The organism is Cupriavidus sp. FW306-01-F10A, from assembly GCF_058782785.1.
The window spans coordinates 284,002-299,233 of the sequence record NZ_JBYSYA010000003.1 but is presented as its reverse complement, the minus strand read 5'-3'; the positions used below and the strand labels follow the sequence as shown (position 1 = coordinate 299,233).

The following is a 15,232-nucleotide window of genomic DNA, read 5'->3' as shown; positions in this document are numbered from 1 at the left end:
TACAAAAGCCATCGGAGCGTCTAATTATCCGGGATGAACATCGCGGGAAGGCGCCATGACACAGTGCACAAATTGCGGCTTCGAGAATACCCCCGAAGCCCGTTTTTGTGAGCAGTGCGGCGCTGCGCTGGCCCGTATCTGCCGCAGCTGTGGCCACTCTCTGGGCACTGCCGCACGCTTCTGCAATGCCTGCGGCGCGCCCGCCCCCGAATTGCCGAAGCCGCCCGCCGCACCCATTCACTACACCCCGGCCCACTTGGCCGAGCGCATCCGCGCCGAGCAAACCGCTCTGGAAGCGCGCGGCGAGGCTGCCGGCGAACGCAAGACCATTACGGTCTTGTTCGCCGACATGGCGGGCTCGACCGCGCTAATCCACGACCGGGATCCGGAAGAGGCCCATCGCCTGATTACACCCGTCATCGAGTTGATGATGGAGGCGGTGCATTACTACGAGGGCTACGTGGCCAAGACGCTCGGGGACGGGATTCTCGCGCTCTTTGGCGCACCCATTGCCCATGAGGACCACACACAGCGCGCACTGTATGCGGCGCTTCGCATGCAAGCGGCGATGCGCCGGCACAGTGACCAGATAAGACTGGAGCAAGGCATCTCGTTACAAATCCGGGTGGGCCTGCATACTGGCGAGGTAGTCGTGCGCTCCATCCGCAAGGATGACCTGCACACCGACTACGATCCGGTGGGCCACACCATCCATATCGCCTCCAGGATGGAGGCAATGGCCGCACTGTCATCGATTCTCGTCAGCGACTCCACGCGCAGGCTCGCCGAGGGGTATTTCGAATTCAAGGCGCTTGGCGCCGCCCAGGTCAAAGGTATTCCCGAGCCGATCGAGGTTTATGAGGTACAAGGTCTCGGCGCACTGCGTACGCGCTTGCAAGTGGCCGCGCACCGCGGACTGGCCCGCTTCGTGGGGCGGGAAGCTGAACTTGAGGCGCTACAGGGCGCTCTGGAGGCGGCCGCTGCCGGATGCGGCCAAGTGGTTGCGGTGATGGGAGAGGCCGGGGTCGGGAAGTCACGGCTGTTCCACGAGTTCAAGGTTCGCTCAGGACAGAACTGCATCGTGCTGGAGACCTTCTCCGTCTCGCATGGAAAGGCCTTCGCTTATCTGCCACTGATCGAGCTGCTGAGGAATTATTTCCAGATCACTGCACAGGATGACGAGCGGCAATGCCAGGAGAAGGTTGCGGGCAAAGTGCTCACGTTGGCGCGCAACATGGAAGACGCCTTGCCCTATCTCCTCTACCTGCTGGGAATCGGCCAGCCCGGTCCGGGGTTATTGGACATGGGCGCCAATATTCGGCGGGAGCGGACATTCGATGCAATCACACGCTTGCTCTTGCACGAGAGCCGCATCCAGCCAGTCGAGGTTCTGTTCGAGGACTTGCAATGGCTGGACAAGGAGACGGAAGCATTTCTTTTCTTCCTCATCGAGCGCGTAGCGGATGCACGGATCATCCTCCTCCTGAACTATCGGCCCGAGTACCAGGCTGCCTGGGGACATCTGGACAATTGCACGGAACTGCGGCTGAAGCCATTAGGGCCGGCCGAGGCACAGGGCTTGCTCCGCGTTTTGTTGGGCGATGACCCGGGCCTCGAATCCTTCAAGCGCCTAATCCTTGCGAAAACCGAGGGCAACCCGTTTTTTATGGAGGAGGTCGTCCAGACCCTGGTCGAAGAAAAGGTGCTGCTAGGCGAACCGGGGCGGTACCACATCGACGAGACACCAAGCGAACTGCATATTCCCACCACGGTACAAGGCGTGCTTGCCGCGCGGATGGACCGGCTGCCGCTTGAGGAGAAGGAACTGCTGCAGATCCTGGCCATCATTGGCAAGGAGTTTGCATTGAGCCTGGTTTGCGAGGTCACTGGGGAGCCCGAAGACCGCCTATATCCTCTGCTGACAGGCTTGCAGAACGCTGAGTTCATTTACGCGCGTCCCGCATTTCCTGAAATCGAGTATGCGTTCAAGCACGCCTTGACTCAAGAAGTCGCCGGCCACACGCTACTTTCCGCTCAGCGCGGGGCTATCCATGGGCGCACGGGGAGCGCCATCGAAACGCTGTTCCGTCATCAGCTAAAAGACCACTACAGCGAGCTGGCATACCATTACAGTCTCAGCGGAAATATCCCTAAGGCGGTGGAATACCTGCATTGCGCCGGGACGCAGGCCATTGAGCGTTCGGCGCATTCCGATGCCATCCGTCATCTGTCCATGGCGCTGGAACTACTCAAGCGATTACCAGAGATACCAGAACGCGCACGACAGGAACTTGCATTGCGCGTTACCCTGGGTCCGGCGCTGGTTGTCGCCAGAGGCTATGCGTCGTCGGAGGTCGGAACGAACTATACCCGTGCGCTAAACCTGTGTGAGTTGGGTGGTAATGCCGCACAGCGCTTCCAAGTCAAACTCGGATTGCGCGCGTACTATTCACTGCGTGCCGAGCATGAGACGGCGTATGGCCTCGGACAGGAACTGCTTGCGCTGGCGGACAGTGCACAAGACCCGGCGATGCTCGCACAGGCGCACGTCGCGCTTGGGGGAACGTTGCTCTTCCTTGGCAATCTGCATTCGGCGCGATGCCACCTGGAGCAAGGGCTTGCCAACCATGCGCCGGAGCAGCTTCCCCTCCATGACGGACTATATGGGCAGGATCATGGGGTCCGCGGACTCAGCCTCTTGTCGTCCGTTCTGTGGCATCTGGGCTTTGCGGCACAAGCCAGCAAGGCAACTGATGAGGCGCTCGCACTGGCCAGGCGGATGTCTCAGCCCTTCAATCTCGCACTGGGGCTGATCTTTGCTGCAACATCGCATCAGTGCCGTCAGGAAGGGCGGCTGACGAATGAGTACGCCGAAGCCGCGGTAACGCTATCAGCAGAACAGGGGTATCCGTTCTGGCTCGCATGGGGAACCATCCTGCACGGGTGGGCATTGGCGGCGCAGGGAGACAGTGAGGCCGGCATTGCCCGGATTCGAACGGGCCTGGTCGCCTACGAGATGACGGGCGCTGGATGGGGACGGCCCTACTTCCTGGCCTTGCTGGCTCACGCTTATGGCACAGCCGGACACGCCGCAGCGGGACTGGACGTGCTGGACGAGGCATTGACTATCGTTGGCAACACGCACGAACGCCATTTTGAAGCGGAACTTCACCGGCTCAAGGGGGAATTGTTGTTCCTGCGATCGAACACGCCACTCGGCATGTCGATGGACCCTGAGGCAGCCGAAGCGAGCTTTCATCAGGCAATCGCCATCGCTCGCCAGCACGCGGCGAAGTCGCTCGAACTGCGCGCCACGCTGAGTCTGGCGCGCCTTTGGCATCAGCAAGGCAGGACGCAGATTGCACACCAGACGCTGGCCAGGATTCACACGGCCTTCACTGAAGGGTTCGACACGGTTGACTGGCAGCAGGCCAAGGCACTGCTGATTTCCATGGGTTCCGCGGCGGGGTCAGAGAGTGGCGACTACGATTGACTTGGCGTCCTTGGGCGCCAGGCTTAGCACGCGACTTACTGCAACGCGCCCCGATGCGGCTGCTACCCCGCCCTTGATGGACCAGCACACGGCCGCCATGCTGCGGCTCGTGCGCGTACTACGATTTGCTCGCCCTGTCGCTAGGCATTAGCCGGATCCACAGTTGGCCTGGAGAAGCCCCCTGCTTCCACGCGCGCAATGAACTCGGGGTCGCGTGACAGAAGGTCTTCGTGCGTCACCCGCCCAGTGCGCAGCATGTAGTCATAGGCGAAGGCCACCGGATCGAGACCCATCTTCTGGTCGACCGACTCGTACCAATCGAGGCTACGACGTGCTGCGTCCTGGAACTTGGCCGATGCATCGCGGCGGCTTTCCTCAAAGGCCCGAAGCGCTGTCGGCACATTGTCACGATGCGCGCACACAGCGTCACACAGCGCGATGGCGTCCTGCATGGCCATGCGGGTGCCGGAGCCCAGCGAGAAATGCACGCTGCGCAGCGCGTCGCCCAGCAGCACCACCTTGCCATGGGACCAATGCTCGTTGCGCACCACGCTTGCCTGGAACCAGTTCGACCTGTTGCCCAGCAATGGCTGGCCGCCCAGATCCTCGGCAAAGACCTGTTCGCAGAACGCGCGGCTCTCCTCCTCGGTGGCGGTATCCAGGCCGGCGCGATGCCATGTGTCGGGATCCACTTCCACCAGGAACGTCGACAGCGAATCGCTGTACTGGTATGCATGGGCAATAAATACCCCATACTGCGTCTCGCGGAAAATCAGCGAGACCGGATGGAACAGCTGGTGGGTACCGTACCACGCGAACTTGTTTCGGCGCACGTCGAAGCTGGGCTGGAAATGCTCGGCAAGCCCGGTTCTCACTTCGCTGTTGATGCCGTCTGCGGCGACGATGATGTCCGCGTCGGGCAATTCGGCCGGATCATTTACCTGGCTTCCATAGCGAATTTCTACCCCCGCCTCGGCACAAGCCTCCTGCAGAACGCGAAGCAGGTCGATGCGCGAGGTCCGCGAGAAATGGTTATTGCGCAGTTGCACCGCCACTCCCCGGTGGACCACCTCCATGTGGTCGCAACGTTGATGATGGGCCGTGAACTTGCTGAAGAACGCTGGATCCGCGTCCTTCAGGAACGACAACGCGATGTCCGAGAAGACAACTCCCCACCCATAGGTGGCGCCTGCCTCGTTGCGCTCGTGCACGACGACATGGTCTTCAGGATGCCGTTGCTTGAGCAACAGCGAGAAATACAGGCCGGCCGGCCCGCCTCCGATGACGACGACATTCATGGTATCTCTCTCTTCCGGCATCAGGCGCAACGGGCCTGGTTTGGTTCGCTTGCGGGCGCCAGCAGCGCACCGGCATTGGGGACGACTGGTGCCAGGCCCAGGTGTTCCAGCATCTGCCTGACCGTGCAGACGGCCGTCGAGATGACCGGCAGCCCGATCCTGTCCTGCGCGGCCTGGATCGCCGGCAACGAAGGCATCTGCACGCAGGCCGACAACACCACGGCGTCGGCCTTGGCAGTGTTCAGGCGTTTGACATCCTCGAGCAATTGCATCGGGTCGCGGCGTCCGACCTCCAGGTTGTCCGGGATTTCGAAGGACAACGCGTCGAGGACTTCAATGCCCTCGTGCTCGATATACTGAACAACGGCGTCGGTGAGCGGCTTCATGTACGGCGCCATCAGCGCGATGCGGCGTGCGCCCATGGCCTTCAGGCCTGTCACCAGTGCGCCGGCAGATGTCATCACCGGTGCGTCGCAGTGGTTCTCCCGCGCCACGCGCAGCAGGTCCTGCTCCACCTGGCGGTGGTAGCCGGGGCCCATCGCCATGATGGCAACCAGGCAGGCGGTGCTCATCACATCGACGCGTGCGTCGGCGAGTTCCGCCGCACAGCGCAACCCTTCGCGGTTCATGGCTTCCAGCTCTTCGCGCACTACGCGATGCATGCGCATGCGGCTGGAATGGAACGTAAAGCGCTCCGGCAGAATTTGTTCCCGTGCACGCAGCATTGCCGGGATCTCGGTCTCCATCGTGGTGTTGGAGCTGGGCACGATCTGCCCGATTCGGTAGGTACGACTGTTCATGCTGGTTAGCCTTGATGAATTGGGGTGGCGGACTGGCTCGTCTCGCAGACGCGCTGATACTGTTCCAGTGCGCCGCGCAGCGCGGCTGGGACGCTGATGGCATCGCGGGTACCGCGCCGCACGCAGATTGGCGTGAGGCGAGCGACGAAAGCGGTGTCACCGTCATGGCTCATGCGCGCTGTCATGGCCAGCGTGTAGGTACGCGTGCCGATGGCCTCCACCGTGACTTCAATATCGAACGATTCATCGGGCCAAAGCGAACGGCGGAAATCGAACGCCAGTGCACGTGTAGGCGTACCGAAACCGAGTTCGTCCTTGGTCTGCTGCGGACGACCGTCGAACAGGTACTCATAGAAGAGCTCGGCCGCTGAGATCACGTATTCGGAGAAGGACGGCGTGTAGACCACGCCCGCAGGATCGCATTCGCCCCACTTGACACGCCGGCGCACCTTGAACGGCGTGCCTGGCAATACGGCTTCGGTGCAGGTCATGCTGATTTCCTCCCCTGCTCTCCCGCTCCGGCCACCGCACCGGCTGTGGCCTCGCATTCGAGCTGTCGCGCCACCATCGCCCGCAGCGCGGCCTTGTCGACCTTGCCAACCCGCGTCACCGGAAACTCATCGACGAATTCGACGCGTTCCGGGCATTTGAATTTCGCCAGCCCCTGATCGACCAGGAACGCCGCCAGCTCCGCCACATCGGGCGCGGCATGGCCGGCGCGCAGGATCACGTAGATGCAGCCTTTTTCGCCATACACGGGATCCGGCATGGCGACGAGCTTGGCGTCCGCCACGGCCGGATGCCGGCTGACGTAGGCTTCGACCTCCTCCGAGCCGATCTTCTCGCCGCCCCGATTCACGTTGTCGCGCAGGCGGCCTTCGAATGCGAAGCAGCGGTAGCCATCGATGACATGTTCGGTCATCAGGTCGCCGGAGCGCACGAATCCGTCCGGCGTCAGCGTTTGCGCAGTGGCCTCAGGGGCTTTGTAATAACCGCGCAGGCTCGACGGGCCACGGAAGCACAGTTCACCCGGCGTTCCGGGCGCCGCGAGCTCGTCCGTGCCGGGCACCAGCAAGCGGATCTCGTCGTCAGGACAGCCGGAGAAGCCCTGCGTATGGTGCCGAATCCCGGCGGGCAGCTTTGCGCCAGCGCCCAGCAGCAACCCTTCGGTCGTGCCGAACAGGTTGAAGCAAGGCGCCCCCAGGTGGGCTTCAAGGGCGTCGGCACGCGTCATCGTGCCGAACAGTTCCAGCGACGAAAGATCGTGCCGCGCGATATCCTGATAGGCAATCATCTGTGGCGCAACCGGCCCAATGGACATGCCGTGCGTGACACGGTGCATCTCGATCAGCGCGAGCATTCTTGCGATATCCACGCGCGGCATCAGGACTGATGTCATGCCCGCAGCCACGGTGGGCACCAGCACATAGAGCTGGCCTGCATTGTGCAGCAGCGGCAGCGACCAGATCAGGCGGCTATGCTCGGTCTGGCCAAGCTGGCGCATGCACGCCAGCGCGTGGCCGATGTACTCAGCGTGGAAGCGCGGAATGATCTTGGGTACACCGGTGGTGCCGCCCGACAACTGGAAGCTGAGCACATCCTGGCTCCCGATCGAAACTTCGGCCAGCACTCTCACCGCCTCGGCATACGGGATGGCATCGATCAGCGCCCCCATGCCGTGCTCGGCAAGCGTGCCCTGCCCTGCCCCTTGCTCGCCACGTGCCACGATCAGGTGCCGCACCGACGGATGACGCTGCGCCATGCCGCGTGCAAAGCCGGTCAGGTCGAACGCACTGAAATCCGCCTGCACAAAATAGGCGCGCGGCTCGGACTGCGAGGCAAGCTGTCCGATCTCGACTTCGCGGTATTGCGGCACCGCGCACACGGGCACCACACCCGCCTTGTAGCACCCCATCAGCGCAATAACCGTGTCGATCGTGGTGCCCATCTGGAAGATGGCGCGGTCACCCGGGTTGAGACCAAGCTGGTGCAGCGCGGCGCCGAGACGCTCGCTGAGCTGGTCGAGCTCGGCGAAAGTGATGGAGCGTTCGTCGCTGATAAAGGCCAGCCTGTCCGGAGCGTGCTGCGCCGTCTTGCGCAGCGCGCCGCCTAGCGTGTCGTCCACCCACGCACCGGTCTCGAAGTACCTTGCGGCGTCGGTTTGCGGGCAGTACGCCACACCTTCAACGGGAAAATGGATAGCTGTCATGATGATTTCCGGCCGTCAGGCTGCCTGATGGCCACGGGGTACGATACGCACGGTATCGCGGTCGAACACTTCGATCCTGCCGTCCAGTCCGCCCGTAAAGAGGCCATACCAGACAGCGGGCTTGAGCCCCAGCGCGCGACGTCCGAACTCCAGCGGCTGGTTCGAAGCGATCACCGTGTAGTCGCCAAGGTCGGTGACGTCGCAGGCCGGCAAGCCGCGTGCGGCTTGCGTGAGCGATGCAAACTCCGGAACGTTCAGCACAAAAATGCGCAGGGTCGACTGGTTCATGCTTGACACTCCTGCTGCAGGGCCAGCCGGCGGCTCAGGATCTCGGCCTTGCGCACCCAGATATCGTCGATCGAGGTCACCCGCGCCCGCGTGGCCCGGGCCACGTCCTCCAGTTCGATCGCAGCGCTCAGCGTGGCATCGGCGTCACGCGCGTCCAGCGCTCCAAGGGGCCGAAGCTTGCGGGTGATCTCGATGAAGTAGCCATTCGGGTCCCGGAAATAGATAGACTCGATGACCTCGTGCGCGGTCTCAGCGGAGACCACCACGCCGCGCGCTTCCAGCCGCGTCTTCCACGCCAGCAGTTCTTCCTGCGTATCCACCTGCCACGCCGTGTGGGTGGCGTCGAAGATGTGATCGTCAGGGAACGGCGGCCGGGTATCGCGGCCCGCGAGCTCATTGGGCGCCGTACTGCCAAGGTAGTAGAAGAACGCGATGGTGCTGCCCTTGCCGCTATCGAAGAAGAAATGCAGGAAGTCAGGGTGCGTTGCCGGGCCCCAGCCGCGTGCCGAGATGGTGTGGATCAGCGGTAGACCCAGAATGTCACGATAGAACGTGACGGTTTCTTTCAGTCGCCAGGTGGGGCGGGCGGTATGGTCGACACCGTGGAGGCGCAGCCGCGCGGTATCAGGCGCGGAAGTTCTTGCATGCATCGTTTTGTCTCCGGTTGAAACTTGATTGGGACGTTATTGCGGAAAGCTTTCGCTCAGCCAGGCCTGCAGCAGGCGACCGGCCACATAGCGGCCTGCCTCTTCGCCGTTGGCCAACGCGCGACCGTGGTGGTCGCCGCGCACCCGGTGGTGGTGCTTGTCAGTGCTGCCAATGCTGTGAAAGATGTCCGCGATGACACTCGGAAAGCACGCCTGGTCGGCCGTGTATTCGATCAGCAGGGTGGGCTGGTGAATGGCCGGCGCGGTCCGGGACAGCGCCGCGTTCGACGACAGCCCTGACCACGTCGACAACCAGCTCTCCGGCGAGCAGACACGTGCGAAGCCGACCGAGCCGTAGTTGGACGCGAACGGGTCTGCACCCCAGAGCGACCCGTACTTGCGGTCAGACGGGTCGAGCGACAGGTCGAAGCAACGCAGGTCGGCATCGGTGCGCCAGACGGGGAAGAGCTGCGTGTGGGCTGCGCGGCGGCGCACGGCGTCGCTGACCGTACCGGGATTACGCTTGACTTCCGCGCGCGCATCCATGCGCTCGGCAACCATGGCCTTGGCCAGGTCGTCGATGCGCTGCACCCGTGCGGTCTGGGCGGTGCGGTATCGCGCTACAAACTCAGCGCTGTATGAAGACGACTGGGGCGCTGGCGCGAAACCATTGGATACGGAAAATGCATCCAGCGCCGTGTCGACGGAAAGCGGGTCGCGCTCGTCGGTCACGGACGGATCGATACAGCCCTGCAGCAGCACACCCTGACCCGGGTGCGGTGCCACGAATACAACGCCGTCCACTGCCGGCAGCGACGCCGACACAAGGTTCGTCGCGCGCCCTCCGGGCGTGCGAGCGATCCTGGCCTCGGGGGCAAAGTTCGACTGTTGGACGTAGAGCGCATACAAGCCGCTGCCCCCCGAATTGCCAAGCAGCACGATGCGGCGGAAACCCGCTTCTCGCAGGAAGCGTACGCCGGCCGCCACATCGTAGAGCGCAAATTCATGCTCGAGGCGCTGGTCGTTGCCGACCGAGCGCGGCGACTGCGACCACGCCGCGTAACCCGCTTCGACAATATCGGGAATCAGGTAATGGCAGGCCATGAACTCGCGCGGATGCATGATGCAGACCACCGTATCCGGCCTGCCGTTCGCATACAGCGAACCACCCGTAGCGGCGCCGTCTTCCGTGCGTAGCACAACGTTGCGCGTTACGGTGCCGGCGGGAACGTCACGCGGATTCCAATCTGTATTCAAGAAGCCTGCAGTTGGTCCTGGTTTCAAAGCACTTTTAAGATTCATCGCCTCACTCCTTTTTTTCAGTATAGTCAAAAAACAAACGTATACGTAAATTTTTCGTCGAAACTGTAAACGAGCCCAAAAAGGCACAATCCAGCGCCAAAAAGCGAGTCATACACGACTTCAATGCCAGCCCGCACTAGCTTGGGGTCGGCGTTTTGTTTATCGTGTTAAGTTTATTGACATCCCCGTTGGAAATTCCGCCATGGCAAGAACCCAAACCAAGAGCGAAGCCGCGCGAGACTCCATTCTCGAAGTTGCGACGCGCCTTTTTATCGATCGCGGCTTCGATGGCACCGGCTTCAACGACATAGCCGATGCGGTCGGATTGAGTCGCCCCGCCCTGTACTACTACTTCAAGAGTAAAGAAGCGATCCTTGAAGTGCTGACAGCCTCGGTAACGCGAAGCGCTGCAGAACTTGCCACTGAACCGGTTCCAGAGGAGAAGCGGACTCCATCCGGCATACTTCGTCACCTTGTGCATCGCCACGCGACGTTGATCCTCTCGCATCCGCTCCAGTTTCGTGTTGTGGAGCGTAATGAAGGCAACCTGCCACCCAAGCAGCGCAAAATGGCAGAGCAATCCAGACGTGCGGTACTGGATCAATTCCGACAAGCCATCGAGAACGGTATCGCCCGGGGGAGATTCCGGTTAGTCGACTCCCAGGTCGCCGCCTTTGCCATTATCGGTATGTGCAACTGGACCGCATGGTGGTTCAAACCTACGGGACCCATGCAACTCGAAGATGTTGCGGAGTTCATTGCCAACATGGCACTGCACTCCGTAGAACTTCCAGAAAACCGGCAACTGGCAGATGCCAACCCTGGCGCAATCCTGCAGCGCGTTCGCGATGACTTGATCTTGCTCGAGCGGGCGGTGGTTGCGCCGGACACACCGCAGTAGGCCGATACACAGTCGATTTGCCTTGGTCGGAAGCTGATTTGGCGGCAGCCACCCCGCAGCCGGGGTGTGCCAAATCAGACTTGTCGGCAACTCGCGTCAGCCTGGGAAGTGCTAACTCGGCCCGTTAAATGTCGAGTACAAGCAGGGGGCTTTTGGCACGGGAGCAGCAGGGGGTGAACTGGTCGTTTAATGCGTGCTCTGGGTCCGTCATAAACACATCCCGATGATCGGGTTCCCCGCTCAGAATTCGTGTGATGCAGGTACCACACACACCCTGTTCACAGGAAACGGGCACTACCACACCGTGGCGCTCTAATGCTTGCACCGCCGATTCATCACGCCCGACGGTAATAATCTCTCCGGAACTTGCAATCTTTATCTGGAAGCTCCCATCAGACGACCTATTAATAGCGCCCCCCGCAAAATATTCACGATGGATAGCCGTTTCCGCCCAGCCCACCTGTTCCGCAGTCTGCACGACCCAATCCATGAAACCTTTGGGCCCGCAAACATATAGGTGAGTCCCTGATGCCGGTTGACTGAGAACAGCCTCAGCATCAAACTTCTGCTCAAGATCGCCATCGTCGATGTGAAAAATCACCTTGGAGGCGTAAGGTTGCCGCGCTATATGCTCACGAAATGCCATTCTCTCGCTCGACTTCGCACAGTAATGCATCTCGAAGTCTGCCCCCACATTTGAGAGCCGCTCTGCCATGCAGAGGATAGGAGTTACCCCAATTCCTCCGGCGATCAGAATGCTGCGTTTGGCATTCGGGTCTAGGGGGAAATGATTTCGCGGCTCCGAAATAGTCAGTATATCGCCCTCATTTACCGCCTGATGCATCTCCACGGAGCCACCGCGTGAATTCGGATCGCGCAGCACCCCAATAACGTAGCGATCTTCGCTCGGATTATTACAAAGCGAATACTGACGCACCAATCCAGAATTCATGTGGACATCGATGTGAGACCCTGCGGAAAATGCAGGCAACGGATGCCCATCGAGGCTGGCCAGCTCGTATCGGAATATGTCCAGTGCTTCCAGGCACTTACTTACAACTCGTACTTTCATGGTAAATACCTCGCATGGGAATATAGCGTCACGAAAAGCTGGTAGCCACCGAGTTTCTACACTCCCTCGCGACTATGGGATCAATTCGGATTCAATGCAACGCGGCATCTGAGCGAGGACAGCGGTACCCCGGCCGCCTGCCGCACTGAAGTCTTGGGCATATATGGCCGCTGTCCCTCCGGACATTTCTACAATGACGGCCACCATGGAAACTCCGCGAAATCTGCCCCCGGATCCGGAAAGACCATGCGCCGCCATATCACTTAGCTACTAAACACACGCCGTCCCGGTGGCGACTTCAGCCTCGAGCATTGCCTTCAGCGTCCGACGAACGCGCACCGCGCCCGCATCAGTACCGAGCAGCACTGGACGCAAATTCATGATGTCCTCACTACCGATTGAGCGCTGCTGCGCTTCAAGCATCGGCTTGTCTTCCTGAACAAAGCCGATACGCTGCCACTCCCTGACCTTTTCATCTGCGGCTTTATCTCCAACCGCATAATCTCGGCTATTACAGAAAAAATAATGGCAAGTCAAATCCGTTTCGGCCGTCACAATATGCGCACTCTGAATTTCGAACAGTGCCTTGTTTCGATCGCCGACCGGGTAGCCCCTGACCGTCAGTTTCGCATTGGATGGCGCATCCCAGCGTACCTCGTAAACCAGATCAATTGGCTCGTCCGGATCGGCCAGAGCATTGGTATAGAACATCGGCGCTTTTCCGCCCGGGAAGGTCAAATACGTGTAGACGGTATTACCGACCTGTTTGACCTCGTTCTTTACTCTGGGAAAGGCCTCGGAGCTCTGATATTGGCTGTGGACAAATTGAATATGGGTCAAATCAGTCAAGTTGTCGATGGCAAGCTCATAGTTCGCCTTGGTCAGCATATAACCATGTACCGCAGAACGCTTCGGGTCAACCAGAAAATCGTAATCCGGCAGAGCGCTTTCATCGGCGGACGCAGAATCACCAAGCCATATCCAAAAACCCCCAAATCGCTCAACCACAGCGTAGGACTTCACCTTGGCCGCCTTTGGGATAGGTGCACCATCCACAGGATTCTTGACACATGTTCCAGTCTTGTCGAAGCAGAGGCCATGGTAGCCGCACTGGATAATGTCCCCAACTTGCTTGCCCAAGTGCAGTGGCACGAAACGGTGTGGACAACGATCGCTAATCGCTGCCGGCTCTCCGCTCCGGAGACGATAGATAAGAATTGGTTGATTCGCGATGGTACGGTGCAAGAAGGACCCGTCTGTAAGCTCATTAACCCAGCCAGCCATGTACCAGGCATTTTGCAAATATGGCATTTCGAAATCCTTGGAGAGTCAAAAACTTTCTGGAAATCAGAATCACGTGACGCCCGAAGAGCACCTAGGTTTGCCCGGCAATGGGTGTCCGTACCCCCACATCATAGTCATTTCAACGTATGTGTCAATAAAATCTACCATATCGTCAATACGCAATGGTTTACCCGTAGCCGTCGCCGTCTCGCGATCACAAATTAGGCATTGTGAAGTCAAGCAGACAGTGACGCATCTCATATCTCTCGACCTGGTGGCGCGCCATCAAGCGAATGTAGTGGCGCAGCGGCAACCCGGCCGCCGTGCAGATTGCGGCGACAGAGGGCGCATCTGAGCTGACCGGTCAGAATCACGAGGGTTTACGCTTAAGTAAAATTTTTGACGCTTATGACTCTCGGATCTATCATCGAGCGGAACACGAGGGAATTTGCCGGCCGCCCCTGTTGAAGCGAACACAGAAAGCCCGAAGCGAATGTTAGTCCGCTTAGGAATGTGAATGCGCCGAACGACCGGCGCAAAAAACGAGAAGGAGAGAGACAAGGAATGACCCTAAAGACAACTGCCCTCGCAATCCTAGGCTGCCCCCTCGTGGCCTTCGCACAAACGTCCGTGACGTTGTATGGTGTGGCCGACATCAACGTCGAGTATGTCAATCATGTTGCTGCAGTACCCACTGCAAGCAACGGATTCAATCCGGGCCCGGGCAAGAAGGTCTTCCGCATGGATTCCGGGGGCCTGTCCGGATCGCGCTGGGGCCTGCGAGGCACCGAGGATCTTGGACAGGGCCTCAAGGCGTTGTTCGCGCTCGAGAGCGGCTTTAGTCTCGACACCGGCATGTCGCAGCAAGGCGCCCGACTCTTCGGCAGGCAGGCATTTGTCGGTCTGCAAAGTCAAACCTACGGTCAGATCACCTTCGGTCGCCAATACACCTCGATGTTCGAGGCCCTTGGCAACTTCGCACCAGCGCTTTACGCCACGCAGTACGAACCGACCGCACTCCTGGCCGGCGCCAACTACCGCGAAGACAATACCGTGAAGTACACAGGAACGTTCGGTCCGGTGACGGCACTCGCCCACTGGTCCTTCGGGGCTGGACTGGCGCTGCCAGCAGCCGTAGGCGCGGCACAGCCGATCGGTGGCAATGGCGAAGTTCCAGGTCAGTTCCGGCGTGATTCCGCGTACGGTGCTGCGCTTGCTTACAGCGCTGGGCCGTTCGGCGCGACCATCGGTTATGACCAGTGGAATCCGACCATTGGCGCTGGAAGCGGTACCGCCAAGAAGGCCCTGATCGCAGCAAGCTACAAGTACGGTACCGCCAAGGTAATGGGCGGCTATCGCTGGGGACTAACCAAGAACAATGCGGACACCGTCATTCAGCGTGACGACTTCTACTGGATCGGTGCAACCTACCAAGCGACGCCTTCCATTGGCCTGACGCTCGAGTTTGACTATGACAACCTACGGAGCCTGTTTGGCAACACTCACGTAGCGAACCCTTGGCAGATCGCCGTCATCTCGACGTACTCGTTCTCCAAGCGTACTGATGTCTATCTGACCACCGCCTACGCAAAGAACGCCGGCCTGATGATGGATTCGTTGGCGACGACTTTTGCCAATAGCCTCTCGCTTGGCAACAGCTATGTGCCGGGAAATGGCCAAAGCTCCATGATCGGCGTTGCCTTGGGCATTCGCCACAAGTTCTAATAGGTCCCCTTTTTAAGATTCATCGCCGAATTCCGGGGAAAGCAGCGCGGATCTTGAGGAAGAAGTAGTGGTCATCGCGGACGCCGTAGGCCATGTGCTTGATCACCTTGATCCGGTGGTTGACGCCTTCGACCAGATTGGTGCCCAAGTGTCAGCGGCTTGGGCCAGGATGCCTGGCAGGTAGGGCTTGAGCCGCCAGGCGAACTGGCCCGG

The 15,232-nt window shown here is 60.2% G+C and carries 12 protein-coding genes and 1 pseudogene; 3 read left to right on the top strand and 10 right to left on the bottom strand.

The window, feature by feature from the left end:
* Positions 1-55 precede the first annotated feature (55 nt).
* The gene (locus AC3WLF_RS06885) at positions 56-3,493 is read left to right on the top strand and encodes an adenylate/guanylate cyclase domain-containing protein (protein ID WP_492357985.1); all 3,438 of its coding nucleotides are present in this window, start codon (positions 56-58) and stop codon (positions 3,491-3,493) included.
* Positions 3,494-3,633: 140 nt separating this feature from the next.
* Here the strand turns inward: AC3WLF_RS06885 and AC3WLF_RS06880 are convergent, their stop codons facing one another.
* Genes AC3WLF_RS06880 through AC3WLF_RS06850 form a run of 7 tightly spaced genes read right to left on the bottom strand, consistent with a single transcriptional unit; the run spans position 3,634 to position 10,037 of the window.
* The gene (locus AC3WLF_RS06880; RefSeq protein ID WP_492355924.1) at positions 3,634-4,791 is read right to left on the bottom strand and encodes an FAD-dependent monooxygenase; all 1,158 of its coding nucleotides are present in this window, start codon (positions 4,789-4,791) and stop codon (positions 3,634-3,636) included.
* Between the two features lie 20 nt (positions 4,792-4,811).
* Positions 4,812-5,591 (bottom strand): maleate cis-trans isomerase family protein, encoded by a 780-nt coding sequence (locus AC3WLF_RS06875; protein WP_492355923.1) that lies wholly within the window; start codon positions 5,589-5,591, stop codon positions 4,812-4,814.
* 5 nt (positions 5,592-5,596) lie between these two features.
* A complete protein-coding gene (locus AC3WLF_RS06870) occupies positions 5,597-6,082 on the bottom strand; it encodes an acyl-CoA thioesterase (protein WP_492355922.1) in 486 nt (161 codons plus the stop codon).
* A complete protein-coding gene (locus AC3WLF_RS06865; RefSeq protein WP_492357984.1) occupies positions 6,079-7,800 on the bottom strand; it encodes an AMP-binding protein in 1,722 nt (573 codons plus the stop codon). The genes AC3WLF_RS06870 and AC3WLF_RS06865 overlap by 4 nt, the downstream gene beginning before the upstream one ends.
* Positions 7,801-7,815: 15 nt before the next feature.
* Positions 7,816-8,088 carry a hypothetical protein gene (locus tag AC3WLF_RS06860; protein ID WP_492355920.1) on the bottom strand — a complete coding sequence of 91 codons (273 nt, stop codon included), beginning with the start codon at positions 8,086-8,088 and terminating at the stop codon, positions 7,816-7,818.
* Positions 8,085-8,738: a VOC family protein gene (locus tag AC3WLF_RS06855; protein WP_492355919.1), complete on the bottom strand. Its 654-nt coding sequence runs from the start codon at positions 8,736-8,738 to the stop codon at positions 8,085-8,087. Before AC3WLF_RS06855 ends, AC3WLF_RS06860 begins: the two co-directional genes overlap by 4 nt.
* Before the next feature lie 33 nt (positions 8,739-8,771).
* Positions 8,772-10,037, bottom strand: a complete 1,266-nt coding sequence (locus tag AC3WLF_RS06850; RefSeq protein ID WP_492355918.1) for an alpha/beta fold hydrolase — start codon at positions 10,035-10,037, stop codon at positions 8,772-8,774.
* 202 nt (positions 10,038-10,239) lie between these two features.
* On the opposite strand from AC3WLF_RS06850, the gene AC3WLF_RS06845 reads away from it, so the two are divergent.
* Complete coding sequence (locus AC3WLF_RS06845) at positions 10,240-10,938, top strand: TetR/AcrR family transcriptional regulator (protein WP_492355917.1); 699 nt, start codon at positions 10,240-10,242, stop codon at positions 10,936-10,938.
* A 124-nt stretch (positions 10,939-11,062) separates the two neighbouring features.
* On the opposite strand, the gene AC3WLF_RS06840 is transcribed toward AC3WLF_RS06845, so the two are convergent.
* Positions 11,063-12,010, bottom strand: coding sequence for a PDR/VanB family oxidoreductase (locus AC3WLF_RS06840; RefSeq protein WP_492357983.1), 948 nt, complete (start codon positions 12,008-12,010; stop codon positions 11,063-11,065).
* A 270-nt stretch (positions 12,011-12,280) separates the two neighbouring features.
* Positions 12,281-13,321 (bottom strand): Rieske 2Fe-2S domain-containing protein, encoded by a 1,041-nt coding sequence (locus AC3WLF_RS06835; protein WP_492355915.1) that lies wholly within the window; start codon positions 13,319-13,321, stop codon positions 12,281-12,283.
* Between the two features lie 537 nt (positions 13,322-13,858).
* Between AC3WLF_RS06835 and AC3WLF_RS06830 the strand changes: the two genes are divergently transcribed.
* Complete coding sequence (locus AC3WLF_RS06830; protein WP_492357982.1) at positions 13,859-15,019, top strand: porin; 1,161 nt, start codon at positions 13,859-13,861, stop codon at positions 15,017-15,019.
* A gap of 19 nt (positions 15,020-15,038) precedes the next feature.
* Here AC3WLF_RS06830 and AC3WLF_RS06825 read toward each other — a convergent pair.
* Positions 15,039-15,223 (bottom strand): annotated as a pseudogene (locus AC3WLF_RS06825) (transposase); the annotation flags it as partial.
* Positions 15,224-15,232 lie beyond the last annotated feature (9 nt).

Coding starts and splice junctions, on each gene's coding strand:
- AC3WLF_RS06840 (WP_492357983.1), bottom strand. CDS start 12,010: ATGAAAGTACGAGTTGTAAGTAAGTGCCTGGAAGCACTGGACATATTC.
- AC3WLF_RS06875 (WP_492355923.1), bottom strand. CDS start 5,591: ATGAACAGTCGTACCTACCGAATCGGGCAGATCGTGCCCAGCTCCAAC.
- AC3WLF_RS06865 (WP_492357984.1), bottom strand. CDS start 7,800: ATGACAGCTATCCATTTTCCCGTTGAAGGTGTGGCGTACTGCCCGCAA.
- AC3WLF_RS06855 (WP_492355919.1), bottom strand. CDS start 8,738: ATGCATGCAAGAACTTCCGCGCCTGATACCGCGCGGCTGCGCCTCCAC.
- AC3WLF_RS06850 (WP_492355918.1), bottom strand. CDS start 10,037: ATGAATCTTAAAAGTGCTTTGAAACCAGGACCAACTGCAGGCTTCTTG.
- AC3WLF_RS06845 (WP_492355917.1), top strand. CDS start 10,240: ATGGCAAGAACCCAAACCAAGAGCGAAGCCGCGCGAGACTCCATTCTC.
- AC3WLF_RS06860 (WP_492355920.1), bottom strand. CDS start 8,088: ATGAACCAGTCGACCCTGCGCATTTTTGTGCTGAACGTTCCGGAGTTT.
- AC3WLF_RS06885 (WP_492357985.1), top strand. CDS start 56: ATGACACAGTGCACAAATTGCGGCTTCGAGAATACCCCCGAAGCCCGT.
- AC3WLF_RS06880 (WP_492355924.1), bottom strand. CDS start 4,791: ATGAATGTCGTCGTCATCGGAGGCGGGCCGGCCGGCCTGTATTTCTCG.
- AC3WLF_RS06830 (WP_492357982.1), top strand. CDS start 13,859: ATGACCCTAAAGACAACTGCCCTCGCAATCCTAGGCTGCCCCCTCGTG.
- AC3WLF_RS06835 (WP_492355915.1), bottom strand. CDS start 13,321: ATGCCATATTTGCAAAATGCCTGGTACATGGCTGGCTGGGTTAATGAG.
- AC3WLF_RS06870 (WP_492355922.1), bottom strand. CDS start 6,082: ATGACCTGCACCGAAGCCGTATTGCCAGGCACGCCGTTCAAGGTGCGC.